Source organism: Shewanella sp. SACH (genome assembly GCF_001887095.2).
GTDB lineage: Bacteria > Pseudomonadota > Gammaproteobacteria > Enterobacterales > Shewanellaceae > Shewanella > Shewanella baltica.
Genome location: NZ_MPDG02000008.1, coordinates 60855 through 86747 on the forward strand (window position 1 = coordinate 60855; position 25893 = coordinate 86747).

Here is a 25893-nt window from a genome sequence, read left to right on the forward strand (position 1 = left end):
GCTAGCTAAACCGAGCGCCAATAACTTCCCCCATTAAGTTACTGGCGCTCATTTGGATTCCATTGGGAGTCCTTTTGGAGTCAATCTATGAATGCTTCAACACCCCACGCGCCGCAAATCAAAATTGCTGCGACCTATATGCGCGGCGGCACCAGTAAAGGCGTGTTTTTCCGTCTGCAGGATTTGCCGAAAGCCGCACAAGTTGCTGGCCCTGCCCGTGATGCGCTACTGCTGCGAGTGATTGGCAGCCCAGATCCCTACGGTAAACAAATTGATGGCATGGGCGCTGCCACCTCAAGTACTAGTAAAACTGTGATCCTCTCCCCTAGCACCCAAACCGATCACGATGTCGATTACCTGTTCGGCCAAGTGGCCATCGACAAACCCTTTGTCGATTGGAGCGGTAACTGCGGCAACTTAACCGCCGCCGTCGGCGCCTTTGCCATCAGCAATGGCTTAATTGATACGGCCCGCATTCCACAAAATGGCGTCTGCACTGTGCGTATTTGGCAAGCCAACATAGGCAAAACCATTATCGCCCATGTGCCCATCACCAAGGGTGAAGTGCAAGAAACCGGTGATTTTGAGCTCGATGGTGTGACCTTTCCCGCCGCCGAAGTGCAAATCGAATTTATGAACCCGGCTGCTGACGAAGATGCCAATTCTAACGGAGGGAGTGGCAGCATGTTCCCGACGGGCAATGTTGTTGATGTACTAGAAGTGCCGGGTATTGGCAGTTTTAATGTCACTATGATTAACGCTGGCATTCCCACCATTTTTATCAATGCAGAAGACTTAGGCTACACAGGTACTGAGCTGCAGGATGATATTAATAGCGACACGACGGCTTTGGCTAAATTTGAAACCATTCGCGCCTATGGCGCTGTGCGTATGGGCTTGATTTCGCATATAGATGAAGCGATTACACGCCAACATACGCCCAAGGTCGCCTTTGTTGCTAAACCCAAAGCCTATGTGTCATCGAGCGGCAAACCCGTCAATACCGATGATATCGACTTGCTCGTACGCGCGCTGTCGATGGGCAAACTGCACCACGCCATGATGGGTACGGCAGCAGTGGCAATTGGCACAGCAGCAGCGATCCCCGGCACCTTAGTTAACTTAGCCGCTAGCGGAGACACTAAGGACAAAATAGATGCGGTGCGCTTTGGTCATCCCTCAGGCACGCTGCGTGTTGGGGCTGAGGCGTCAATGGTCAACGGCGAATGGACAGTTGTTAAAGCCATTATGAGCCGCAGCGCCCGCGTGCTAATGGAAGGTTTTGTGCGAGTACCGAGCGAGTGTTTCTAATCGTTTATCTGGTTTTAGATTCAATCGCTAAAGGCGCACAAGGAAGAGGATTCAAATGAAAAAAACAACGGCATTACGACAAATGCTCAGTGGTAGCGATATTCACGTCGCCCCCGGTGTTTACGATGGTATGACGGCACGTTTAGCTGAACAGGCGGGGTTTAAGCTGATTTATGCCAGTGGCGGCGCGATTGCGAGAAGTAGTGGTTTCCCCGATATAGGCATGCTGAGCTTTAACGAAGTGTTGCATCGACTCGAACAGATGGTCGAAGTGACCCAAGTGCCCATCATAGCGGATGCGGATACTGGGTTTGGTAATGCCATCAACGTGAGCCGCACAGTAAAAGCCTTTGAGCGAGCCGGTGTCGCAGCATTGCACTTGGAAGATCAAACCTTTCCAAAGCGCTGCGGCCATCTGAATGATAAATCTTTGGTGAGTACCCAAGAAATGGTACACAAAATCCGTGTTGCCAAGGATAGCCAAACTGACCCAGATTTTACCTTAATTGCCCGCACTGATGCGATCGCCGTTGAAGGATTCGATGCTGCAATGGAACGATCACATGCGTATTTAGCAGCAGGTGCCGACGTGATTTTTGTCGAAGCGCCAGAAACCGTTGAGCAAATTGAATTGATCGCTAAGCATATCAAGCAGCCTAAGCTCATCAATATGTTCCACAGTGGTAAAACACCGCTGGTGTCACAGGACAGACTGCAAGCATTGGGATACAAGTTCATTATTATTCCCTCTGACTTACAGCGAGCGACTATCCATGCTTGTCAGCACACCTTACGCACGATTCTTGAGCAAGGTGACAGTGGCAGTATTTCCGAGCAGATGGTGTCGTTTGTAGAGCGTGAACGGATCATAAATACACAAGCATATTTGGATCTTGACCTCGGCTATGGACGTAACTGAGTCAATGCAAGTTTAACCCTGACATCTAATCGCTAAAACAGTTCAACCAAAGACCTTGCTTCTCCCCCTTCCGGCAAGGTCTTTTTCTATTCGCCCTCATGATTTTAGTGACTCTGCGCACTGGTTTTCGCTGCATTTGTCGCAGCATCATATGTTGGCCTATCTTAAACAGTGCTAAGATTCTTAAGCTTAAACACGGGAAAAAAAGCTCGTTATAACCAGCACAAAGACACTGAAACGGCATATTTAAGCTATCGCATGATCGATGACTGAATCGCGCCCATCGATTTTGGTTGTTTTTAAACCAAGTCAGCAATTTAAGCTAAAGTTTTTACAACAAAATGGCATTTAAGGTCTAGGCTAAGAACTAAACTAAATAGAAACCTAATCAGGATGGGTCCGTTTTTTGGTAGGGGAAAATTTGAGTCAACTAATCCACAAGCTAGTGCTAGGCGCGCTTTGTATCCTAAGTTTGTGGGGGATCTCGTGCAATGGATTAGCGCAACCATTGAGCGCGGCTTTCACGCAGCTTAAATTTGAACATATTCGCAGTGAAGATGGCCTCAACCAGAATACGATTACCAGCCTGTTTATGGACAGTGCTGGCATGTTGTGGATTGGTACTCAAGATGGTTTGCATGCCTACAACGGTCATGACTTCACTATTTTTACCCACTCCCCCAACGATCCTAGCAGTATTTCAGAAAGTTATGTCTCTGACATTATTCAAGATTCAGAAGGCTACATTTGGGTTTCCACATTCAGCCAAGGGGTCAATCGACTCGATTTGAGTACAGGGACCTTTGAGCACTTTGGCCAAGAACAAGGTCTGACCGATCCCCGCACCACCAAACTCAGCATAGTGGGTAATACACTCTGGATTGGCACTAAAGCGGGACTATTTTCCCTATCGACCAAAACCAAACGTATTACCCAAGTGAGTTTAGGTAATAGCGTCGAGCCCTATATCACTAGCTTAGCCAATGTTGAAAACACGTACCTGCTCGCAGGTACCCAAGATAGCGGCACCTTTGCCGTCAGTGCGAATACCATCACTCGCTTGAACGTGCCGCAAAATGTCACTGCCTATCAAATTAAAGCGAACTCGGCCTACTCGATCACTTTAGCCCTAGATGGACAACTATGGCACTACAACTTGGCCTCGCAGCAGGGCCAAATACTTTGGCAGACTGACGATAACGTGCCTTACATTAAGGATTTTATCCAAACCGAACAGGGTGACTTTTGGGTCGTCGGGCCTGAAGCGGGTCTCATTCAACTCGAGAGAAACGATAAAACATTCACTGCGACCGACCATAGATACGACCCTAAGCGCACCAACAGTATCAGTGAAAATAACATACTGAGTTTGCTGCAAGATCCCTTTGGCAATTTATGGTTAGGCGCCAGTTATTCGGGTTTAGATAAAATTAATACCCGCCGTCAGTATTTTCAGCATATTTTCGAATACACCACTGAGCTGTCGCAACAGAGCAACAATATTCGCACCTTATTCCGCAGCAAAGATAATGCCCTTTGGATAGGCACCGAAGGTGCTGGACTTAAGCGCATGTTAGCTAACGGTAAATATGAGCACTATACGGAGCGATTTGCTAACGCCTTAGGGGTGCATCAACGCAATTTAAACCTCACCCTGCGAGATATTGCTCAAGACAAAGCGGGCGTGCTCTGGTTTGCCACTAACTATGGACTCGGTCGGCTATCGCCAGAGGGAGATTTCCAATTACTCAAGGTCACAGCAAGTACAGACCAAGGCTCTGAAGCCAATTACATCCGAAGTTTAGAAATTGATGATCAAGGCCATCTCTGGGTAGCAACGACCCACGCCCTCTATCGCAAGGCTATAGATACCGATGAATTTACTTTTATCTCATTGGCACATATTGATAATTTCTATCCGGCACAAAACCAGTTTTTAATCCTAAGAGCACACAAAAATACGCTTTGGATAGGCACACTCGATGGTCTACTGAAACTAGATATGAAAACGGGCATAGGTAAATCTTACTTCCACCAATCCTCAGATAAGAAAAGTCTAATTAACAATCGTGTCCGCGATATTCTAGTGACACACGCAGGTGAGGTATGGTTCGCCACCCATGGCGGGATCAGTAAGTTACCCTCACAAGATGCCGATACAAGCTTTACTCATTACACCCGCGATCAGGGATTACCAAGCGATACTATCTACGCCTTACTTGAGGACCAAGAACATAACATTTGGTTTAGCAGCAATGCCGGCATAGGCAAACTTAACCCTAAAACCAATCGCGTCATCATATTCAACGAACAAGAAGGATTGCAGGCACTGGAGTTTAACGGCGGCGTAAAACTGCAGGACAGCGATGGCGATCTTTGGTTTGGTGGCATTAATGGCATCAATCGTTTCAATCCCAAGTCGATTCCAGATCAACGACCCGATGTTAAAGTCGCACTCACTGGCTATAGCATTGCGGGAAAAGGCCATACGATTCTCGATTTAAGCCGCCCCCCTAGCATAGTGATGGACTATAGCGATCAGCTAGTCAGTTTTGAGGTGACCTCATTAGATTTCAGCTACACGGGTAAAAACCGTTTCAGCTATTATCTCGAAGGGTTTGATAACAGATGGCATGAGCTACCCACAGGCAATGAAATCACCTTTACTAACATCAATCCTGGCCATTACCGATTACATGTTCGTCATGGGCTGCAATATAACTCAGAAGGTGCCTATGCGCTGCTTGTCGATCTGAATGTGCAAGCCCCCTTCTATCGCACTCAATTCGCCTATATCCTCTATTTCTTACTCACTTTAGGACTGCTGGCTTGGGTCATTATCTGGCGTAGGAACAAACGCCAACAACAACGTGAATTTGAAACCAGTATCCGCGCCTCAGAAGAGCGGCTAAAGCTGGCACTTTGGGCATCTGGCGATGGCATGTGGGACTGGAACATAGCCGAAAACCAAGTCTATCGTACCAATATGGACTCTTCGATTCCCCATTGGAACAGCAGCAATATTGCCCATGAGAGCATGCACTCTGAAGACAGAGAGAGATTCAAACTTGAGCTAAACGAGCACCTTCAAGGCCGCTCGCCTTTCTTCGAAGCTGAGTACCGTGTCGAACGCTCACCGGGTAATTGGGTGTGGATTTTAGACCGTGGCAAAGTGGTTGAAAAAGATAGCCTAGATAACCCGATCCGCATGACAGGGACTAACCGTAACATCACCTCTCGTAAGCTGATTGAGAACGAGCTGGTATTGTCCTCGCAAGTGCTCAACAGTATGAATGAAGCGGTTGTCGTGGCGGGCCTAGATTATCGCATTCGCTCGGTTAACCCTGCCTTTTGTGCCATTACTGGCTACACAGAGCGCCAAATCACCGACAGGCATTTCATTCATTTAGCCTTTGGGCGCCAACAGCGTGAATTGTTCAATACCATTGAACAACAGCTACTGCGCCATAAACATTGGGTCGGGGAACTGTGGATCCGCAATAAACAACGGCAGGCGATTTTAGTCTGGCTTGAGATCAACCAAGTTATCGATATTAAAGGTGAAACTAGTCACTTCGTCGCCGTATTTACCGATATCACACAGCGAAAAAAAGCCGAAGAAGATCTGCGTTTCCTCGCCAGTTTCGACACCTTAACGGGCCTGCCAAACCGAACCTTATTCCAAGACAGGCTCAATCACGCGATAACCCAAGCGCATAGGGCGAACAATATCGTCGCCTTACTGTTTTTAGATCTCGACCGCTTTAAACATATCAACGACTCCATGGGGCACCATGTCGGCGATTTACTGCTCAAAGCAGTCGCCAGAAGACTGCAAAATGCAGTGCGCGATGGCGATACGGTCGCACGCCTAGGCGGTGATGAATTTACCATTATTTTAGAAGGGGTGGCGAAAACAAAAGCCGCCACTTTGATCTCAGAAAAAGTGCTCAGAGCATTCCAAACGCCCTTCTTATTGGACGATAAAACGCTAACCATTTCGACCTCCATCGGCATCAGTCTCTATCCAAACGATGCTGATAATGCCGACTCGCTGATTAAATTTGCCGATACAGCCATGTACCACGCGAAATCGTCAGGTAGAAATAACTTCCAGTTTTATACTTCGAAATTAAATGAAATTGCCACTCGCCATGTGCAACTCGAAAGTGGGTTAAAAGAGGCGATTCAGCGCAACGAATTGAGCTTAGTTTATCAACCTAAGTTCTGTTTAAAGGATGGTTCACTCACTGGGATAGAAGCGCTTTTACGTTGGCATCACACTGAACTTGGCCCCATTTCCCCCGTTGAGTTTATTCCGCTGGCGGAAGAAACCGGCATCATCACCCAAATTGGCCATTGGGTGATCAATCAAGCCTGCCAGCAATTAGCCGAATGGAACAGCTTAGGATTCAATGGTATCACTGTCGCCGTTAACCTATCGGCTCGCCAACTTAAGGCCGATATTATCTCCACTATAGAAGTTGCCTTGGCAGTATCAGGTCTCCCGGCACAATCCCTTGAGCTTGAACTGACAGAGTCGATGATCATGGGCAATCCGCAGGAGTCAGTCAGTATTCTCTCTAAACTCAAAGCCCTAGGCTTGACCATAGCGGTGGATGATTTTGGGACGGGTTATTCGAGCCTAAGTTATCTCAAACGCTTCCCGATAGACACGCTGAAAATCGATCGAGAGTTCGTCAGAGATATCACCAATGATCCCGACGATGCGGCCATCACCAGCGCCATTATCGCCCTCGCCCACAGTTTAGACCTGAACGTTGTCGCCGAAGGGGTAGAAACCCAAGAACAACTCAACTTCTTGGCGATGCAGGGTTGCGATCAAGTGCAAGGTTTCTTACTCAGTAAACCCTTAAGTGCCGCGGATTTTTTAACTTTACTCAAGAATCAATCTAAGCCACAGCCGATTTGATTTGGTTTGATTTGATTTGAGGCGAAGTCTACAAATGTCATCGTCAAAATCAGCCAATAAAAAAGGCTCCTAGGAGCCTTTAATCATCACCACAACATCCTTACTTTGCTAAACGTTCAACACGCTTAACCCAGCCTTCTGGACCTTGAATGTGGCCCTTTTGGATTTCGGTATACAGTTTGTAGATGCGCTGAACATGCTCGCCCACTTCACCGTTACCGACAGTGACTATGTGGCCATCTTCAAAAATGTAGGAACCCACAGCTGAAACCACAGCTGCTGTACCAAAACCACCCGCCTCGATAATTTCACCAGATTCGATATCGGCGATAAATTGATCAAGTATGACAGTCTCTTGGCGCACTTCACAACCAAGCATCTCACCCAATTCCATGATGGATTGCGAGGTGATCGACTTAAGAATGGTATCGGTGAAGGTCGGAATGATCACTGTGCCATCTTTTAAGATGTGGAAATGGTTCATCGCACCCGCTTCTTCAATCTGTTGATTGGTCGAGTCGAGATATAACACTTGCGATGCACCAAAGGCTGCCGCAGCTTTACCCGCACGCAACGACGCCGCATAGTTACCCGCCGCTTTTGAGGCGCCAGTGCCGCCCGATACCGCGCGATGGAAAGTTTTGCTGATCAGTAAGCGTATGCCTTTGTTCACGCCCGCTGCGTAATAAGCACCACTTGGGCTTAATACCACACAGAAGGTATAACGCGTGCTTGGGCTAACAGAGAGTCGGTCTTCAGTCGCAAAAATAAAGGGGCGAATATACAGACACGCACCTTCTTGCATCGGGAACCACAGGCGATCGACATCGATCAACGCATTGATCGCATCCATCTGCACTTGTTCATCTATATTAGGAATACAGACGATATCGGCGGAGCGATTCATCCGCTCGGCATTCTTATTAATACGGAAAGTATAAATCTCGCCATCTTCGTGCATAAAGGCTTTCGCGCCTTCGAAGATCGACTGGCCATAATGCAACGCCATTGCACCCGGTGCCATTTCAAATGGACCATAAGGAACGATGCGCGGATCGCACCATTGTCCGTCATGATAATCCATCAAAAACATATGATCGGTTCTGAGGCTACCAAAGCCCACATTCCCCTCGGGCTTGAATTGCTCAGTACGGCGCTCGGACGCAGGTTTTAAATTGTAGGTTATTTCCATCGCATACCACCTTGATTACTGAACAAGCAGACTAGGGAGCGACAGGAATAAAGTCAAGAGGGGCGCGCATATCTATACCCAAACAATCTGAAGATGCAGGATTCAGCGGCTGATGTTAACGGAATGGTAACGCACTTTAGGCAAGGCCCTTTATTGCTCCTGCATAAATGGCATTCACGCCATCCATGGCGATTGCGGTTATTTGCGGACCTAGTGGGCTAAGTTAAAAATAACCAACACAGCATAAAGTGCATTAAAACTCGCCGGGACGGAGCGCCTAGGGCTCAGCCTTTCACACTGTCTTAGATACTAGATAAAACAATCAGCATTGGGTCACGCATAATGCCAATGGCAAGTATTTTTGCCACAATGGGGTCGAACTCCCGATGAGATAAACCTATGTCTGACTATAAGATGATCCCCTGTGAGCACTACGATTACCTCGAACTTGCCTGCCTGCGCGGTTATCAACTCAAGATTGAGTTGATTGATGGCACGCAGTGCCAAGGTCAAGCCATCACCACGCAGACCAGAGCCGACAAAACCGAGTGGCTTGTTATCCAGCAGCAACAAAATAAACAATCTCTTAGGCTCGACCATATCGTCGCTATCACGCCTGTCGATGTGAATGCTGAATTTGGCAGGATGCAGATTGCCACTAAACAAGGTTAGCGAGGACAACACATGGCAAAGATAATGTTAGCAGTTGAAATCGGTCACTGGACCGGTGGGCATAATGGCCAATATCCCCAGCTGATTGAGTTTGATACGGCGCATCTTGATAGACCCTTTCAGGTCAGCGAGGGTTGGGGGCATGGTTTAGGTGGCGCGGCTTACTCACTCGCACAATTTGTCGCCACGCCTTATTACCTAAAGCTCAAAACTGAGGCTCCTTGGGCGTTTGCCATTATCGAACAGGGCTTAGCACAACAGAATATGGATGCGATCGCCGCGGCACTCTCAATCCAATATGTGGATCATCCACCGCTTGTGCCTGCACATTTAATGGAATACTTATTAGGTTAAAGCTGAAGGGTTTCGTTAGAAGAGAGTGAACGTGCTGAACAATGCAGGTTTAGATAGCGAGGTGTAGCTTCACCGAGTCATGACACTCGGTGACAGGATTCTAAACTGGACGAAAAATAGCTCCGCGCTTAAACAGCGACCGCCGCTATTACAGACACTTCAACCAAATATTCCGGCTCAGCAATAGCAGCTTGCACGCAAGCGCGGGCTGGCGCATGGCCTTTAGGCACCCAAGCATCCCATACGGCATTCATCGCATCGTAATCACCCATGTCTTTCAGATAGATAGTCGCTGACAATACATGCTCACGCGAACTCCCCGCCTGCGCCAACAAGGTATCGACTTCTTCAAGCATAGTGACGGTTTGTTCAGTGATATTTTGATACTTATCCTTCGCCACTTGACCACACAGATACACAGTACCTTGGTGAATGACTATGCTGCTCATGCGGGTGCCAACGTCTAAACGGGTAATGCTCATATTGATCATCTCTTAAATCAGTACATTTAAATAATTGGTTTAACTCAAACCGAATAGGCCATTTTAACGATAAACAGGCGTTATGTCTGCGCCGCTAACTTAGGCCAAGGCGAATAGAAGCGCGCCATCAAGGCAAATAAACCGAGACCACAGCTCACCACGGCCAACCACACTAACGGCGTCGCCACTTCTAAATTCACTAATTGGAATCCTACCAAGGCCGAACACGCCGCGATTAACGCAAAGGGCAACTGAGTCACCACGTGGTCATGGGGGGCGCAACCTGAACTGGTCGCACTGAGCACGCTGGTATCTGAAATCGGCGAGCAGTGATCGCCAAAAACTGACCCCGACATCACAGCGCTCAATACAGGCAATAACAGATGAGGATCTAAGTTATGGGCAATCTCGGCGCCAATAGGGATCATAATCGCAAATGTGCCCCAACTCGAGCCAGTCGCAAAAGCCATTATCGCGCAGAGTAAAAACATGCCCGCCACCAGCAAGTGTGGAGAAAGATAAGATTTAGCCCAAGCGGCCAACAATTTCGCCACGCCCAGATCTTGGATAACAGCGCCAATCATCCAAGTGCAGAGCAAGATCGCAATGGCGAAGGCGATCATGCGCACACCGTGGCTTAAATCCCCCACTAACGCCGTTAAACGTCGTCCAGACAAGCCCAACATAATCAGAGTGACCAAGGTCGCCAATAAACAAGCATCGCGCATAGAGGCGCCAATATCGGCCTTAGCCAGCCAGAGCGACACATCCCAAGAAGAGACCTGCTGGGCACCAGACCACAAAGTTAGTCCCACTGAAGCCAATAATAGAGTCAGCATAGGAATAGCGAGCAGCCAAGGATTGCCCTTGGTCTCGACCGCATTAGAGGATTTGACCTCTGTTGGGGCGACAAAAGAGCGAAAACCCACGCCATACCAAGCGACGAGCACGGACAAACCTAAGGTCACTATGGCGTAAAAGTTAAATAAGGCCACATCGATGAAGGCTTCCAGCGGCGACACGGGCAAAAAGCTGATCCCCGCGATAAGCGCCATCACATAGGGGCCCCAACTGGAGAAAGGCAATAGCGCACACAGGGGCGAGGCATTGGAATCCACCAGATAAGCGAGCTGCTCATGGCGAATGCCATAACGCTGGCTCAGTGGCTGACAAACATGACCGACGGCAAGGCAACTGAAAATCCCATCGATGAACACTAACCAACCGAGGAACACCACTCCCAGACGCGCCTGACGCTCAGTGCGGATACGGCTATATAGCCAATCGCCAAACTGACCCACGGCGCCGCCACGTGCTAACAATTGCGTCATGCTACCTAGCAGCAACATGGCCAATAGCACATTGAGGTGCCACGCTTGCCATGCGTCCTGGGCATAAAATTGTTTAACACCGATATCAAGCAAATACCGCCCAGTTTGCAGCGGATCAAATTGGGCGATCAATAGGGCGCCAGAGACGATACCAACGCCTAACGCCACCAGCGTGCGGCGTAAAAACAGGGCTAAAGTTAAGGTCAACAGTAACGGGAGTATGGCGAGCAGACTAGGCGACATGGACCATTCCGATAAAAAATAAAACCAAGAATACTAACGAGTTAATAACAAATGCAAAAAAACTTAATTTAGAACCCAGTAATAGGGTGTTTTTTAACCAAACGATAAGAATCGCTATTCCTTAAGTTCTAGGCACTGCTAGAATCACAGTCCCATCCAGAAACCATAGGACTCTCCAGATGAGCCTTGAATTACTGTCCAAACTGGAAACCAAAATCCAGGCTGCACTCGAAACGATCGAGCTTCTAAAAATGGAGCTTGAAGAAGAGAAGCAAAAAGCGTCTACGCTGAGTGAGCACAATCAACAATTGAATGCGCAAAACCAGCAACTACAAGAAGAACTCACTTCTTGGAACGAAAAAGTGACTGGCCTTGTTGGCTTGTTAAACAGCGAAATCTAAACAGCATTTGTTTGATGATGCTGCGCTTCGATCAGTTCGTTCAATTCTAAAATAGCCTGCTTCACTTTTGGCAGGCTTTTTCTTGGCAGTAAAAACCGCCCCTTCTCAAATTCCAATCGTCCTAAGTCTTTAACCCAAATAACACCAGTGAGAAAAATACGCGCGTGCTTAACGATAAGCTTAGGTGCGTAGACAGGAAAAACTCTCATATGACCACCTACAAGCATTCTTGTTGTTATTGATTACAGTTGTTTGACAGAAGCTTTACCACTTGAGTTCATCCTTCGGGGGCTTTTTTTCATATTTGATTGCCCAACACTGTTAATCATATGATTTAGTTAACTTACCAATATGCCATACTGCAAACCAAAAAAACCAAAACGCCATAATAATGTCACTTGCCAATTTTTTGACGCTCTGTTAAATTAGCAGCGTTACTCAGGGTAAAAATGAGTCCTCTGGCTCAAGTCCGTACTTTCCGTTATAAGAAGTACGGTTTTTTTTGCCCATTTTTTGCCTCGCCTTTATTCAATAAGTTCAAACGACTAACCGCTATAGCCGCCTACTGTGTGCCTTACAGCGGCTGTCTCAGCTCGTTTCGCCTTACTGTTGTTCTTTGCCGCAATAAAAAAGGAGCCTTAAGGCTCCCTTTAAAACGCTGTACGTGCAGTATTATCAACCGCTCACATTACAGCGGTGTGATAAGGTCATCCGAACTATTTTTTTGCTAAGTAGAAAGCGATATCTAACAGTTCGTCGTAGGATTTAATCGCACCGGTTTCAACACGATACTTACCGTTAACGACGAGAGCAGGTACGCCAGTCAGCTTAGCGTTTTCAGTGTCACGCTTCATTTTCGCCATTTGCGCCTTCACCATGAAAGACTCTGCGGCCGCATCGAAGGTTTTACCATCGACACCGTTAGCCACGAAAAGAGCGCGAATATCGGCAAGGCTAGTGAAGTGTTCTTTTTTCTCATGAATGGCAGAGAATAACGCCGCATCCATTTTATCATCGACGTTTAACTGATGCGCAACTGCGAATGCGCGTGACATTTCAACGCCCATTTCTTTACCAATAAAATCAACGTGTGCTTGGTTAAACGCTACGCCCTCAGGCTTTTCTGCGAGAATTTTTGGCACTACCGTTTTAGAGAAATTAAAGCAGTGTGGGCAATAGAAAGAGAAAAACTCGGTGATCTCTGGCTTAGCGGTTGCTGGGCCATCGTTAATCACTGTGTAATGCACACCTTCTTGGTATTCCACAGCCGATACAGCCAGTGGCGCCAGTAATAAAGCCGCGGCCATAAGTAATACTTTTTTCATGAACATTCCTTAAATCATTTTTGATAAATTGGCTGGAGACTAACATATTCCATTTTTTGAGTGTAACTCAAGCTTAAGAGTTCAATCTAATGTCACAAGATACGTCTGTGACATCATATTTTGCTCAATACTAATAAGGCACTAGGCTCAGTGGTGGCTCGCCAAGAGCAAAAAGTTGCTCCTTAAATGCCAAGATTTGCTGCTCCCAATACTTTTCATCCCCAAACCAAGGGAAGTTCATCGGGAAAGCTGGATCGTCCCAGCGACGACCAATCCACGCGTTGTAGTGCACCATACGCAGCGCCCGCAGCGGTTCAATTAAAGCTAACTGCCTTGTATCAAACTCACAAAACTCTTCATAGGCTTCGAGTAATATCTCAAGCTGCATCAACTGCTGCGCTCTATCACCCGTTAACATCATCCATAAATCTTGAATCGCCGGCCCCATGCGAGCATCGTCTAAATCGACGAATCCGGGACCATCTGGCGTCCACAAAATATTGCCTGGGTGTAAATCGCCATGCAAACGAATGGCCGCAAAAACTTGGCGATCCCAAATCGCATTCGCCTTAGCCAACACTTGCTCAACGACGGTAAAAAACGGCAAGCGTAGGCTATTAGGCACTAGATTAGATTGCTTTAACCACGCAAGCGGCTCGGCACCTAAAATCTGCGGATTCAGCGGTTCACGTTCAGCAAATACAGTTTGCGCCGCGTACTGATGTATACGACCGATGAATCGGCCAACTAATTCCAGCTGTTCTAAATTATCGACTTCAAAGGCGCGGCCACCCAAGGAAGGAAACAGGGTAAATCGATAGCCTTGGTACTTGTGTAACGTATGACCTTCGATGATCACAGGCACGGCAATTGGGATATCTTCTGCCGCGAGTGCGAGCGCATAATCATGTTCCTCTTGGATCTGCGCGTCGCTCCAACGGTCGGGGCGATAGAATTTCACCACATAACGCAGTCCTTCATCACTACGGAACTGATACACGCGGTTCTCGTAACTGTTCAGCGCGAGCAGGCCCGTTTCCGGGTACACGCCCAGACTTTCGATCGCATCTAAGATCAAATCCGGCGTTAGGGCTTGAAAATGGAACTCAGCGCCTCTAGAACTCGTGGCTGGTGGCGTCATATTCTGACTCATATTCAGTTCACTCTTAGGTGAGGTTGTAGCAAAGTGGCTAAGTATTCCAGCACCTCAAAATCGGCTTCTCGTTCGGTCGAGAGCCAGCAAATGTTGCCGTAAAACTCATAATTGAGCCATAACTGGCTGCCTTCAAATTCTAATAACCATTGATGCCTGTCGGCGCCCCACTGACGCTCGCGCACAGTGCAATCGAGCGCCGCGGCTAAAGGTTCGGCAAAGTCGGCGAAACGATCAAAATCGATATCCGCACTGACCGCTAAACTTAAGGCGCTTCTATCTAAGCGAATGGTATCTAAGCTAATGGCTTTTAGATGCGTGCTTGGTAATTTCATGCTTGTTATCCCATCAACTACTACATGACATGATCAAACCTTGGCCCCAGTCCGGTGGACGCTTGGCCAAGTCTTCATGCTCTGCGTGTTCGGCAAAGGGCTGAGTTAAGATTTTTTGCAGCAAATGCAGCGGCGCAAGATTACCCTCTTCTACTGCGATTATCGCCTCTTGGGCTAAATAGTTACGCAAAATATATTTGGGATTCACACTATTGCGCTCAGTTTGCCACGCGGGGATATCCGCTACTGCGCCCAATCTTTGTTGGTAGGCTTGATACCAAGTATCAAACTGACTGACATCGATAAAGTCATCCCGCAGCGCACTGTGTTTACTGGTTGGATCTAATTTGCCTAATTGGCGCCAAGTCTGAGTGTAATCGAGTTGATTTTTCTCCATCTGCACAGTGAATCGACCTATGAGGTCGAGATCCTGTTTGTCCTGCTCCGCCGACGGAACATCAACGGCAGATAGACCTAATTTCGCTCGCATCAAGCGCAAATAAGGCTGCACTAGCGCCTCTTGGTATTGATTAAGAATGGCAATTAAGTCATCGGATGGGATCACGGGCGTGAGCGCCTGCGCTAAACGTTGCAAGTTCCACAAACCGACACCCGGCTGCTGACCAAAGGCATAGCGACCTTCGGGATCCGAATGATTGCAGATAAAATCTTCTTGAAATGTATCGAGGAACGCAAAGGGACCGAAGTCAAAACTGTCACCCAGAATCGACATATTGTCTGTGTTCATCACACCATGGGCAAAACCGACCGCTTGCCAGTGGGCAATCATCTTGGCGGTATCTTGCACTACCTGCAAAAACCACGCTTTATAACCTGCGGCATCACAACTCAAATGGGGATAATGCTGAGTAATAGTGAAGTTGAGTAATTGAATCAGCTTATCGGCACGACCGCGTTCACTGTGGCAGAAAAACTCGAAATGACCGAAACGAATATGGCTACGGGCTAAACGCACAGTAATGGCTGCGGTTTCTTGGCTCTCGCGCCATACGGGTAGGTCAGAGCCAATCACCGCCAAGGCACGGGTCGTCGGCACATGTAAATGATGCAGCGCCTCAGAGACTAAAAACTCACGCACGGCAGAGCGCATCACAGCGCGGCCATCACCACGGCGCGAATAAGGCGTCGGACCGCCGCCTTTAAGGGCGACATCCCATGCGCCATTTGGGCCAATCGCTTCACCTAAAATGATCGAGCGTCCATCCCCTAAGCGCGGCGTGTAACCGCCAAATTGGTGGCCGCTATACACTTGAGCATAGTAAGTTGCGCCATCGACGGCGGCATTGCCAGACAAGCCCAATAACAGCTCATCGGTGGGTTGGCTCAAGCCAATCAATTGCGCAGCGTCATCACTCCATGCCAGCCATTCTGGCTTAGTTATACCTTGCGGGTACACTTGCGAGTAAAACTCAGGTAACTGCGTAAAAAAATCCTGTTTAAACTTCATCTTGTCCACCTATTGGCTCATGGTCTTGCAAACCAGCACCGACTTATCGTCGAACTCACATAGGTGCCCACATTGATACACACCAAGGCCAAAGCCACTCACGCCAGAGCTGCTTAGACGCTGCATGCCGTGGGCCTTGCTCTGGCATTGCGCTAAGGTGTCGTAGTAGCCATTAATATCCTCAGCCTGCAAAGGCGTCACCGGAATGGCACTCACATCGGGATAATAAAATAGGGTCCATTCTGGGGTTTTAGTACAGCCACTGAGTAGCAATAATCCAAGCCCGAATAAGACATTCGGTAAGGCATAGCTTAGTTTCATTTTTCCCCTATCAAGCCCATAAAAAAAGCGAACCTTAGTTCGCCTTTTGCGCATTCAGTTAGCAGGGATTCTACACTGCTTAGACGAGGGAAATAACCGCTTTTCGTTTAAGGGTTTACCCGCTAAGCGCTCCCAACCAAAGTGTTAAGCCGTAGTTGCTTTAGCCTGTGCTTTCTCAATCCGATTGATCCGGCCCTCAAAGCCAGTGACAGTGCCATCGCTCAGCCCAAGCTCTAATGCTTTACGACAAATGACAATGGCTGCATCGAAGGCTTGGGTATCATTTAGCAAGGTGGCTAAATGCAAGAAACCGGAAGACTTAAGCTCAGTATCTTTGCCTTGCTCGGCGCTAGCTGCTTGGAACAGTGCGACATATTCTTCAGCTAACTGAGCGCCATAGTTGAGATAATCCGCCGATTTACGCTGCTTGTAGCACTCAGCGACCATATTTTGCAGCGCGGTATAGCGAGCACTGGCGGACGTTGCCCCTTGATACTCTTCAAAGGCCCGAACTAAGGTTACATTCGCCCAAGCCCCTGGCGCACCGACCTCTGAACGCGTGCTCGATGCTGGCTCTGCTTCAGTCTTAACGTCAGCTTGTTCATCTGTTGGCGTGGTGCCTAAAATGATCACCGCCTCTTCATTATGGGCCGCAGGAATATCGACTTCGATGATATCTGTGTCTAGCTCCACCGAAATGTTCGCCGGCTCATTCGTCTCACGGGGCATCAATTCGGCTTCAACTTCGATGACAGGCTCAACTTCCACCACGCGAGTGTCCTCTGCCTGCTCAACTGGCTCAGGCTCTACTCGCTCGGACTCAGCAGCGGAGGAAATAGGTGCGTCTTCGGTAGGAAAAACTGGTTTTACCGTGGTCGATTTAGGTTTCATCGCCTCTTGTTCTTCTTTCGCCAATCGCTGCGCGCGAAGGAATAAAAACACCCCGACAGCAATTAGTATAAATACGACTATGATCTTCATTCTTGTTCACCTTTGATGGCCGCTTCTCGTCAGAAGCCGTGTCAATTGGTTTGCCAAAATCCATTAGGACAGTGTCCATGGCAACCGAGTCTAGCTAAAAATTGAGCAGAGATTAACCGCTATTAAAGTCCATTGTGTCGGTGTAAATCAAGTATTTATGCCTTTTTATACGATCTTGCGCTCAAATAGTTATAGCCAATTGCGCTAGACTGACGGAACCGCGTTGCCTTATCACCCCAATCGCCCAGTTTACGACAAATATAAGGAAAACCTGATGCAAAGTATTCTTATCGTGGCCCACGCTAGCCCCTACGGGACAGAAAAGCTATTTAACAGCCTACGCATCGCATTAGCACTGAAGGATCAGGATGAACAAGCCGTCGATCTTAAACTCTTTCTCATGTCTGATGCCGTGTTTGGCGCACTCAAAAATCAAACCACACCCGACTTAAGCTACAACCTACAACAGATGTTCGAGATCCTCTCAGCGCAGCAAGTGCCGATCCTGCTTTGTAAGACCTGCGCTCAAGCGCGAGGCGTCACGGCGAAAATGATTATCGAAGGCGCGCACATAGGTACGCTACAAGATTTAACTCGCTGGACACTGGCTGCCGACAAAGTGATGCATATCTAAGGTTTACTTTTAGGTGCGGATGCTAAGATGGCAGGATTGTTTAAAGCCCCATTTTGTGCGCACCTTCATAAATTGGCGCTTTCGTTTTGTCAGCGCCAATTTCACTGCCTATGATGGGATATCCGAGTGACAAGCTAAGGTATTCCAATGGGCACAGCCACACTGCTTACGGGCAAACTCCTGTACGAACACCAAACCATTGCCGCTATGGTGACGATTTATTGCAAGGCGAAACACCAAGGCCAAGACGCGACGAGCCTATGTGCAGATTGCATTGAGTTATTGGATTATGCCGCAACACGGCTAGATCGCTGCCCCTACGGACAAAACAAACCCACCTGTAATAAATGCCCAGTGCATTGCTACAAACCCGCGCAGAAACAAATCGTCAAAGAGATCATGATCTTTTCTGGTCCACGGATGTTATTACCGCATCCCGTTCGTGCAATCAAACACTTACTCGCGGAACGCATTCCCGTTCCCAGCGTTGTGCCTGAGGCGGCTTCAAATCGCCATCAGCGCATAGCAAGCCAACAGAAAAACTAACGGCGATACTTTTACAGAGCCGATTTCCCTGATATAACAGGGCTCGATGTGTCGTATATGAACGAATTTAATGAACGAATTTAATACTTTTTTCGCTGAAGCTTACTGGTGGTTGTCGTTATTTGGAGGCGTACATTGCCTCGCGTTAGCTATTTATATTCGCTATTTTTATCACCCAGACGCTAACCAAAAACTCCTTGCAACCTTCTTAAATCTCATCGCCCTATATTTCCTCACGGGTATGCTGAACCGCGATAACAGTCCAATTCCCATTCATATTCTATTCAACCTGATTAACCCTGTTTATTTTTTGCTTATGCCTTTGCTCTATCTCTATTGCAAACGCAGTTTAGCACCAACTAATAAACCGCTGGGGTTTTCAAAGCATTACTGGCCATTTGCATTAACATTAGTTTTCGCCATTTTAGATATTGCCCTAAGATTAACTGCACATCCCATCAACGAGTGGCAACCCATAGCTCTGATGCTTAAAGAAATGAGTATCAGCCAATGGGGCGCTCTACTCCCAGCGCTGTTATCTGTACAAACCTGTTGTTACTTTATCGCGCTGTGGATGTTGTTTCGTCGACATAAACGCAATCAAAGAGATGTCACTCAAACCCAAGAGGCGCTCGGCACCATTCGGTTTCGTTGGCTGATAAGCTTGACCTTGGCCATGTTGTTGAATTGGTTAATCCGCGTATTTGTGGTGATTTTGCCTTTCTATCTTGGTGATAATCTATCACTACTTTCCCACGCATTGCCAAGGCTGACCTTACTACTGAGCATGTATATGCTGGCGGTGTATGGGCTAAAGCAAATCACCCGCTCTGCCTACTTAAAAGGCCGCATGGCCGAACCAGAGTTAGAGCAACGCCCACTCGTCATTGAAAATGTTCTCACCCCAGAGGAGTATGAATTTTTACATCAAATTCAGCAGGACGACGCAGAAAAACCCCAAGCTTCTTCACCACCTAAGAACTAATTGGCGAAACCACACTCCAATAATCACCATCAATATCACTCCAACCATTGAGTCGAACACTGAACCTAAGCTGACACAGGAGTCACTTTGGGCTGTCATTTGTGTCGATAAAGGCTAGTCTGGAGCAACTGAAGACTTGAAGAGGCGTTACCATGAAATCATTTTTAACTGCCATTGCGGCATCGACATGCCTTATCGTGAGCCTATTTGCGGCGCCCACTGCACATGCAGATGAAAGCTATGATCAGGCAGTAGTCAATTTCCAAAAAGCGAAAGAAACCAGTAAGTTTTTCGACACAGCCTATGGCTATGCGTTATTCCCGACTGTGGGTAAAGGCGGCATAGGCATTGGCGCAGCCTATGGCAAGGGCCGAGTCTATCAAGGCGGTGTTTATATGGGTGATTCGAGCCTGACTCAATTATCCATCGGTTTTCAATTAGGTGGCCAAGCCTACAGCGAGATCATCTTCTTTAAAGATGCTAAATCCTATGAAGCCTTCACGAGCGGCAGTTTCGAGTTTGATGCCCAAGCATCAGCAGTTGCCATCAACATGGGCGCGAGTGCTCAAGCGGGAACCACAGGCAACTCAGCAGGCGCAGGCCAATCGGGTGGCAATCGCTCGGCAAGTGGCTCGTACATTAACGGCATGGCGGTATTTACTGCAGCGAAAGGCGGTTTGATGTTTGAAGCAGCGCTTGCGGGTCAAGCCTTTAGCTTCGAGCCTAAAGCTAACTAACACGAGCTAACACGAGCCATTAAACGGTTAACTCAAACGGCGAGCCTTAGTGCTCGCCGTTTTTTGTTAAAGTTAATCTAACGTTCTGATTCAACATTTCTCGTTTAAACCTACTTGTCGCAGAACCCTAACCATGACATAACAGTGTCAATAGGAACAATTACTTAGCTAAATAATGTAACCCTACATAGACATAAAATGTACCCATAGTCTGACAAATAGGAGTAACCGAAAATAACTCAAGTGGGAAAGTGTGATGTTACAACGAATGTGATTTAAACCTTTGCAAACTTACAATTGGACAAAAGCGAGTGAGGTATCTGCTAGAGATAAATGACAGGTTTCAGCTTGTAAATCAAACTTGCCTAGTTAGATTCAAAGACACAATTAGAGGCTAAACAATCATTAGATAAGCTATGGTTAACGCCAAATGAACAAGCTGAAGAATAGGCCACCGTTTTTAGTCATATTAATACTTGTTAGTTCCGATTTACTCCAAACTACTCAGGGCGGTATATGAATCAAACCCTATTTCCTGATAGGTACCTTTATCCAAACTCACGGTATGAAATTCTGGCTTCCCCTCACCATTAATAAAATTAACTTCAAGCCAAACTTGCTCGTGCTCATCAATAAGCCAGACTTTCCAAAGTAGCTTAGAATCTATGAGCAATTTATATACTCTATAAGTTCTGTAGAGCTCTGACTTTGTATTTTGAGACGCTTCTAGTAGATCGCTAGGTAAGTTGGTTACTTGAACCAAATAGTCGATGATTTTCATTTTCTATCTGCCTTTCTCATGCTTCTCCCCAAATAAGTATTTCCACCAAGTCACTGCACACCTCTCAAACTTACTGCAATCCCATAGCGCCAAGCGTTACAGATTTGCTTAAATTATTTGTTATACGGAGATTTCCTGCAGCCCAACCTCATGCGCAAATCCACCAACCATAACTTTGAGAATATCCTGCTCCTTCGACGTAACTGACGCCGTAATTATTGAAATACAGTCCATTGCCCTGCCCTGCTCGAAAGTAAAACGACTCGTATGTTCACCGCCAAGGTGCTTGGTTAGATAACATGCTAATGCTCCACTAGCACTCCCCGTAGCGGACTCTTCTGGAATACCAAACAAAGGAGCAAAATTCCGACAACTCGCTGTCAACCCGCTGTTTTCATCACATAATTCAAAAGCATGAATACCAATAACATCATGTTTTTTACAGAAGTCACTGAGCAAACTTTCATTCACTTGGATTCTATCTAGATATCCACATGGCACTGGAACAATAATATCAGGCAAGCCTGTTGAAATAACCTCAATAGGTAACTGAGTTGACTCTAGTACTGCCGGATCAATGCCAATTAACTCAGATATTGCCTCGTAACTAAACATCCCAAGGTATTCAGGTAACTTCAGCTCCATCACTATATTGCCATTAGACTCTATCGTTACGGTAAGTAAACCCGCTTTAGTCCTTTGCACATATTGCCCTTCAGCTACCATCCCTTTTTGATGCATTGTTGAAAATGCCGCTAATGTTGCGTGACCACAGAAATCAACTTCACCCGTTATGGTAAAAAAAGACAACTCAAAGTCGACTTCGTCATCTTGAGAAACAAAGGCAGTTTCTGAATAACCAACGGCTTGTGCTATTGCTAATTTTGCTTCGTTAGACAGATTATCGGCGTTCAACACTACGCCTGCAGGGTTTCCTCCGCTTCCATTGGCAGTAAAGGAATTAACCAAATAAGCTTCAACTTTCATCAATATCAATTTCTCCGTATACCGTCTTAGTATTTATGCGTTGCGCTGATAGCAGGGTATAAATCGCGTGTTGACTCAATCTCAACTATGGCCGTTGCCACGTCCATGCTAACTGATGTTAATGAGCTATAGAAACTTGCTTTTGGGGGATAGCTGTTTCATGCGGCTTTGAGCGTAATCATTTGATATCGTTTTTGCTTTTTTTATTCACTCTGGCTCACCTAGAGTGATTCACGGGCACGATTTAACGCATTAATGTCAATGGTTTCTACTTCGAAACAAAACTGGTAGCCTTTGTTTTTGTGAGCAATGTCTTTGCTATAGAGCCTGTTTAATGCAGAACAAATGCTCCATTGCGACTATGTGACGCATAGTTTTCAACTAAGCTCCACTTTCGCAACTACTTCAGTTCATTTCTCCATAATAAAATCAAGCCATTTCTATAACTCTCTCTCACGTACAATTAGCATTGCCCTAAAATATCTTTGAAGCGAGAAACTAAGGTCCGACATTCTTCTTCAGTACTAATATTGGTGAAACTTAAAATTAAGCTTGGGTGAACGGGTCTTGATGACCATTGCGATAACCCTTGAGCAAATAACCCTGCCTTCATCATCTTGTTGGCCAGCTCTGCATCATCAATATTGGGGTCGGTCAATTTTACCATCATATACATTCCACCCGGTTGTGGTTCAATCGATACCTTATCGCCTAACACTTGTTTAAAGACTCTGGCGGTTAATTCTCTGCGCTCTCTATATAGATTTTTCATCCGTTGAATATGCCGGGAAAGATGGCCTTCCTGCATAAAAGCCAACACGCAAGCTTGGGTAAGCCCCGAAACATTGCCGGCATACAGTTCAGAGCATTGCTCGAACGCTGACACTTTGCTTTTGGGCACCACTATATAAGCCATTCGCAAACTGGGGAAAAGCACCTTACTGAAGGTGCCTGAATATATAACCCTATCAAAGTTGTCCAAACTTTTTAACGCCGGTAGAGGCTGACCTGTATGGCGATACTCACCGTCATAATCATCTTCAATAATCCAACTTTGGTTAGTCTCTGCCCAACTGAGTAATTCCTGTCGACGCTGGAGCGATAAGGACACGCAAGTTGGACTCTGGTGAGCTGGGGTCACAATCACCGCGTCCGCTTGGGTGTTGGGCGGTAAATTTATGCCTTCTTTATCGACAACGATTGGCACAATATTAAGATTCTGATTCGCTAAGATTTTCCGAGTCAGTGGGTAACCGGGATCTTCTACGGCGACATTGGCTTGTGGCGTTAGCAGCACATGGGCTATCCAGTTAATGGAATGGACATATCCAGAGGTGATAAACACTTGGGTGGGCTCACATTTTACCCCTCGGGAAAGCTGTAAATACTGCGCTATGGCTATCCTGAGTTGCGGGCTACCATAAACAGAAGGATAAATCAGATCATCCATCTGGATGTTACGGGCGCATCTTGCCGCCATTCTTGACCAAGCTTGCCTTGGAAAGGCATCTAACGCTGGAATACCTAGCTGAAAGGGAAGTACGACAGAAGTTTCTATTTCAGTGTGGAAACCGGGCTGGCGAGTGTTTAGCTGAATGGTTTGGACCTTAGCTAGCTCGAAAAAATGTCGACTGACCACAGTACCAGCTTGGCCTTTAGACTCAATGTAGCCTTCTGCTTTTAAGATGGCATAACCTTCCTCTACCGTTCCGCGTGCGACCCCCATTTCCTTGGCAAGGGTACGAGCAGAAGGGAGCCGCTCACCGGACTTGAGTATCCCTTGCAAAATCGCAGTATGAATGCGTTGATAGACTTGCTTATAGGCCAAGACTTTAGTCATTCCTCTGCTCCTAGAACTCAGTAGTAAGCGACACACACCTGCGAACATGGTCCACTAAAAAAATAACTTTATGGCTCTTATTATGAGCCATGGGTATTTGTATCATATCGGCGTATTGGGGAAAACTGAAACATGATAATGCTTATCTGTAGAGAGAAAATATGAAGATTTTAGTGATTAACTGCAGTCCGCAACAGCTAGCGTCCTCGACCTATAGTGTGGCGCAAGCCATGATTGACCAACTCACTGATTTACATGAACTCAATATCGATATGCTCGATGCCACAGGACTGCCACACATCGACAGTGATTATGCTAACTCACTCTGCGCAGCTGACAGTACTCATGATCTTAACAAGGGCAGTTTAGCCATTTCGGATCGATTAATCTGCTCACTTGAGAGGGCAGATCTGGTGATCATAGCTTCTCCTATGCATAACTACTCCGTACCTTCCTGTCTTAAAAGCTGGCTAGACCACGTGGTTCGAGCCGGCAAGACCTTCAATATTACCGCCACCGGAAAGCAAGCATTATTGGCCGATAAGCCGGTTTATGTTTTAGTCTCGTCGGGTGGGGTGTTTTCTGGTGAAGCCGCCTACCAACCCGATTTCTTTACCCCCTATATCAAAGCGATCTTGGCCACCATTGGTCTCAATAGAGTCTTATTTTTCACGATTGAAGGCACAGCAAATCGCACTGACTTAGTACAACAAAAAATCGCAGATGTTCAACGTCGAGTATGTGAGCATTTAGCGACCGCCTTAGCTTAATCAACTGTCTCTACGGCCATTTAATTCATGACCTTTTGGCACTGGGACACCCAGGCTAATAGGTATCTTACGCTTTCAGTAAAAATGATAGGAAAATTGTTATGACAACCGGCTTTAATACCTTGTTAAAAGCACCATTGATCGCATTGTTATGTTTATTTACCTTGGCTCAAGTGGCCCATGGCGCAGACGACGATTATTCGGCTGAGGGTGAACGAAGAGCTAAAGCAGCTGGGGAGTCCTTGGTTGGCACACCAGCCCCTCAAATGAAGATGACAACCATTGATGGTAAGGCGATTGATCTTGCTGATTTGTATGGTAAGAAGCCGGTTTATATTAAGTTCTGGGCAACCTGGTGTGTCCCGTGCCGTGAACAAATGCCGAGCTTTGAAGATATCTATAAAAAGTACGGTGACAAGGTTCAAGTCATTGCGGTGAACACAGGTATCAGCGATAACATAAAATCTGTCACTGCATTTAGTAAAAAAATGGGCTTGACCATGCCCATTACTATTGATGATGGCAAGCTAGCACGTGCGTTCCACTTACGTGTTACCCCTCAACATTTATTGATTGATAAAAATGGTAAATTTGCTTATTTCGGTCATAAGGATGATAAAGAGTTTCATCAGGCTTTGGATAAAGTAGTCGCTGAAAAAGCGACAGGTAAACCTTTACATAATCCGACCTTTGTAGCGAAAGATTCAGGTTATAACTTGGGCGATACAGTGCCTGATCTCGCTTTTTCTACCATTGACGAAAAGCCGCTTAATATTCAATTTAATACCGCCAGCAGTAAAAAAGTGGTCGCGGTGTTCTTTGGCCCTTGGTGTGAGTGGTATTTGGAAACAACAGAGCCTAAGACGTCACAGGCCTGTACTCGGGTGCGTGAGCTGTTGGAGAAAAAATCGCAAGCATCCACAGTGCAATGGGTAACGGTTTCGACCAACTTATGGTCATCAGTTGCTGAGCTTAAGGATTATCGTAAGAGTTATGGCACGACTATGCCAATCGTGTTTGATCGCGATGGTGAGTTGTTCAAGCAATTTGGTGTTAACCAAGTACCAAGCATTAGTTTAATCGACGCTGACGGTAAGGTTATCCTAAAGTCCTCGATTCAAGATGATGATTTTGATGCCGTTTTACACACGATTTCAGCATTAAAATAACCCCTTCATCTTGATAATAAAGG

At 46.7% G+C, this 25893-nt stretch carries 25 protein-coding genes; 12 read left to right on the forward strand and 13 right to left on the reverse strand.

What is annotated here, in order from left to right; all coding sequences use genetic code 11:
• Positions 1–87: 87 nt before the first annotated feature.
• The 3 genes from prpF (at position 88) to BM607_RS20000 (ending at position 7163) form a co-directional block, all read left to right on the forward strand.
• Positions 88–1311 carry a 2-methylaconitate cis-trans isomerase PrpF gene (gene prpF / locus BM607_RS19990; protein ID WP_071940620.1) on the forward strand — a complete coding sequence of 408 codons (1224 nt, stop codon included), beginning with the start codon at positions 88–90 and terminating at the stop codon, positions 1309–1311.
• A gap of 55 nt (positions 1312–1366) precedes the next feature.
• Positions 1367–2230, forward strand: a complete 864-nt coding sequence (locus BM607_RS19995) for an isocitrate lyase/PEP mutase family protein (RefSeq protein WP_071940621.1) — start codon at positions 1367–1369, stop codon at positions 2228–2230.
• A 406-nt stretch (positions 2231–2636) separates the two neighbouring features.
• Positions 2637–7163 (forward strand): EAL domain-containing protein, encoded by a 4527-nt coding sequence (locus BM607_RS20000; RefSeq protein WP_071940622.1) that lies wholly within the window; start codon positions 2637–2639, stop codon positions 7161–7163.
• A 100-nt stretch (positions 7164–7263) separates the two neighbouring features.
• On the opposite strand, the gene BM607_RS20005 is transcribed toward BM607_RS20000, so the two are convergent.
• Complete coding sequence (locus tag BM607_RS20005; protein WP_071940623.1) at positions 7264–8355, reverse strand: branched-chain amino acid aminotransferase; 1092 nt, start codon at positions 8353–8355, stop codon at positions 7264–7266.
• A gap of 399 nt (positions 8356–8754) precedes the next feature.
• Between BM607_RS20005 and BM607_RS20010 the strand changes: the two genes are divergently transcribed.
• Both BM607_RS20010 and BM607_RS20015 read left to right on the forward strand, forming a co-directional pair.
• Complete coding sequence (locus BM607_RS20010) at positions 8755–9027, forward strand: Rho-binding antiterminator (protein ID WP_071940624.1); 273 nt, start codon at positions 8755–8757, stop codon at positions 9025–9027.
• A 12-nt stretch (positions 9028–9039) separates the two neighbouring features.
• A complete protein-coding gene (locus BM607_RS20015; protein WP_071940625.1) occupies positions 9040–9381 on the forward strand; it encodes a hypothetical protein in 342 nt (113 codons plus the stop codon).
• A gap of 128 nt (positions 9382–9509) precedes the next feature.
• Here the strand turns inward: BM607_RS20015 and BM607_RS20020 are convergent, their stop codons facing one another.
• A complete protein-coding gene (locus BM607_RS20020) occupies positions 9510–9863 on the reverse strand; it encodes a RidA family protein (protein WP_071940626.1) in 354 nt (117 codons plus the stop codon).
• An 80-nt stretch (positions 9864–9943) separates the two neighbouring features.
• The gene (locus BM607_RS20025) at positions 9944–11437 is read right to left on the reverse strand and encodes a Na+/H+ antiporter NhaC family protein (RefSeq protein WP_071940627.1); all 1494 of its coding nucleotides are present in this window, start codon (positions 11435–11437) and stop codon (positions 9944–9946) included.
• A 179-nt stretch (positions 11438–11616) separates the two neighbouring features.
• Between BM607_RS20025 and BM607_RS20030 the strand changes: the two genes are divergently transcribed.
• Complete coding sequence (locus BM607_RS20030) at positions 11617–11838, forward strand: cell division protein ZapB (protein ID WP_006083484.1); 222 nt, start codon at positions 11617–11619, stop codon at positions 11836–11838.
• Here the strand turns inward: BM607_RS20030 and BM607_RS20035 are convergent.
• The 7 genes from BM607_RS20035 to BM607_RS20070 all read right to left on the reverse strand — a co-directional run bounded on the left by BM607_RS20035 (position 11835) and on the right by BM607_RS20070 (position 17421).
• Complete coding sequence (locus tag BM607_RS20035; RefSeq protein ID WP_006083486.1) at positions 11835–12047, reverse strand: DUF1107 domain-containing protein; 213 nt, start codon at positions 12045–12047, stop codon at positions 11835–11837. The genes BM607_RS20030 and BM607_RS20035 overlap by 4 nt on opposite strands.
• A 507-nt stretch (positions 12048–12554) precedes the next feature.
• Complete coding sequence (locus BM607_RS20045; protein ID WP_006083489.1) at positions 12555–13163, reverse strand: thiol:disulfide interchange protein DsbA/DsbL; 609 nt, start codon at positions 13161–13163, stop codon at positions 12555–12557.
• 130 nt (positions 13164–13293) lie between these two features.
• Positions 13294–14316: a serine/threonine protein kinase gene (locus tag BM607_RS20050; protein WP_071940628.1), complete on the reverse strand. Its 1023-nt coding sequence runs from the start codon at positions 14314–14316 to the stop codon at positions 13294–13296.
• Between the two features lie 2 nt (positions 14317–14318).
• Positions 14319–14651, reverse strand: a complete 333-nt coding sequence (locus tag BM607_RS20055; protein ID WP_071940629.1) for a DUF3630 family protein — start codon at positions 14649–14651, stop codon at positions 14319–14321.
• Positions 14652–14664: 13 nt separating this feature from the next.
• Positions 14665–16119: a protein adenylyltransferase SelO gene (locus BM607_RS20060; protein WP_071940630.1), complete on the reverse strand. Its 1455-nt coding sequence runs from the start codon at positions 16117–16119 to the stop codon at positions 14665–14667.
• 9 nt (positions 16120–16128) lie between these two features.
• Complete coding sequence (locus BM607_RS20065) at positions 16129–16440, reverse strand: hypothetical protein (protein ID WP_012090451.1); 312 nt, start codon at positions 16438–16440, stop codon at positions 16129–16131.
• 144 nt (positions 16441–16584) lie between these two features.
• Positions 16585–17421, reverse strand: a complete 837-nt coding sequence (locus BM607_RS20070; RefSeq protein WP_071940631.1) for a hypothetical protein — start codon at positions 17419–17421, stop codon at positions 16585–16587.
• A gap of 274 nt (positions 17422–17695) precedes the next feature.
• On the opposite strand from BM607_RS20070, the gene BM607_RS20075 reads away from it, so the two are divergent.
• From BM607_RS20075 to BM607_RS20090, 4 genes are all read left to right on the forward strand, one after another.
• Positions 17696–18055: a DsrE family protein gene (locus BM607_RS20075; protein ID WP_071940632.1), complete on the forward strand. Its 360-nt coding sequence runs from the start codon at positions 17696–17698 to the stop codon at positions 18053–18055.
• Between the two features lie 147 nt (positions 18056–18202).
• Positions 18203–18601, forward strand: coding sequence for a nitrous oxide-stimulated promoter family protein (locus BM607_RS20080; RefSeq protein WP_071940633.1), 399 nt, complete (start codon positions 18203–18205; stop codon positions 18599–18601).
• A gap of 70 nt (positions 18602–18671) precedes the next feature.
• Positions 18672–19586, forward strand: coding sequence for a hypothetical protein (locus BM607_RS20085; protein ID WP_071940634.1), 915 nt, complete (start codon positions 18672–18674; stop codon positions 19584–19586).
• A gap of 152 nt (positions 19587–19738) precedes the next feature.
• Entirely contained in the window at positions 19739–20323 is a 585-nt protein-coding gene (locus BM607_RS20090) for a YSC84-related protein (protein ID WP_006083498.1), read from the forward strand.
• A 490-nt stretch (positions 20324–20813) separates the two neighbouring features.
• Here BM607_RS20090 and BM607_RS20095 read toward each other — a convergent pair whose 3' ends face one another.
• The 3 genes from BM607_RS20095 to BM607_RS20105 form a co-directional block, all read right to left on the reverse strand.
• A complete protein-coding gene (locus tag BM607_RS20095; RefSeq protein WP_071940635.1) occupies positions 20814–21104 on the reverse strand; it encodes a hypothetical protein in 291 nt (96 codons plus the stop codon).
• A gap of 120 nt (positions 21105–21224) precedes the next feature.
• Positions 21225–22091 (reverse strand): PhzF family phenazine biosynthesis protein, encoded by an 867-nt coding sequence (locus BM607_RS20100; protein WP_011848102.1) that lies wholly within the window; start codon positions 22089–22091, stop codon positions 21225–21227.
• 463 nt (positions 22092–22554) lie between these two features.
• On the reverse strand, positions 22555–23931 hold the full coding sequence (locus BM607_RS20105; protein WP_071940636.1) for a PLP-dependent aminotransferase family protein: 1377 nt from the start codon (positions 23929–23931) through the stop codon (positions 22555–22557).
• A gap of 161 nt (positions 23932–24092) precedes the next feature.
• Here BM607_RS20105 and BM607_RS20110 point away from each other — a divergent pair, with 161 nt between their 5' ends.
• Positions 24093–24701 (forward strand): NAD(P)H-dependent oxidoreductase, encoded by a 609-nt coding sequence (locus BM607_RS20110; protein WP_071940637.1) that lies wholly within the window; start codon positions 24093–24095, stop codon positions 24699–24701.
• 101 nt (positions 24702–24802) lie between these two features.
• Positions 24803–25870: a redoxin family protein gene (locus BM607_RS20115; RefSeq protein ID WP_071940638.1), complete on the forward strand. Its 1068-nt coding sequence runs from the start codon at positions 24803–24805 to the stop codon at positions 25868–25870.
• Positions 25871–25893: the final 23 nt, after the last annotated feature.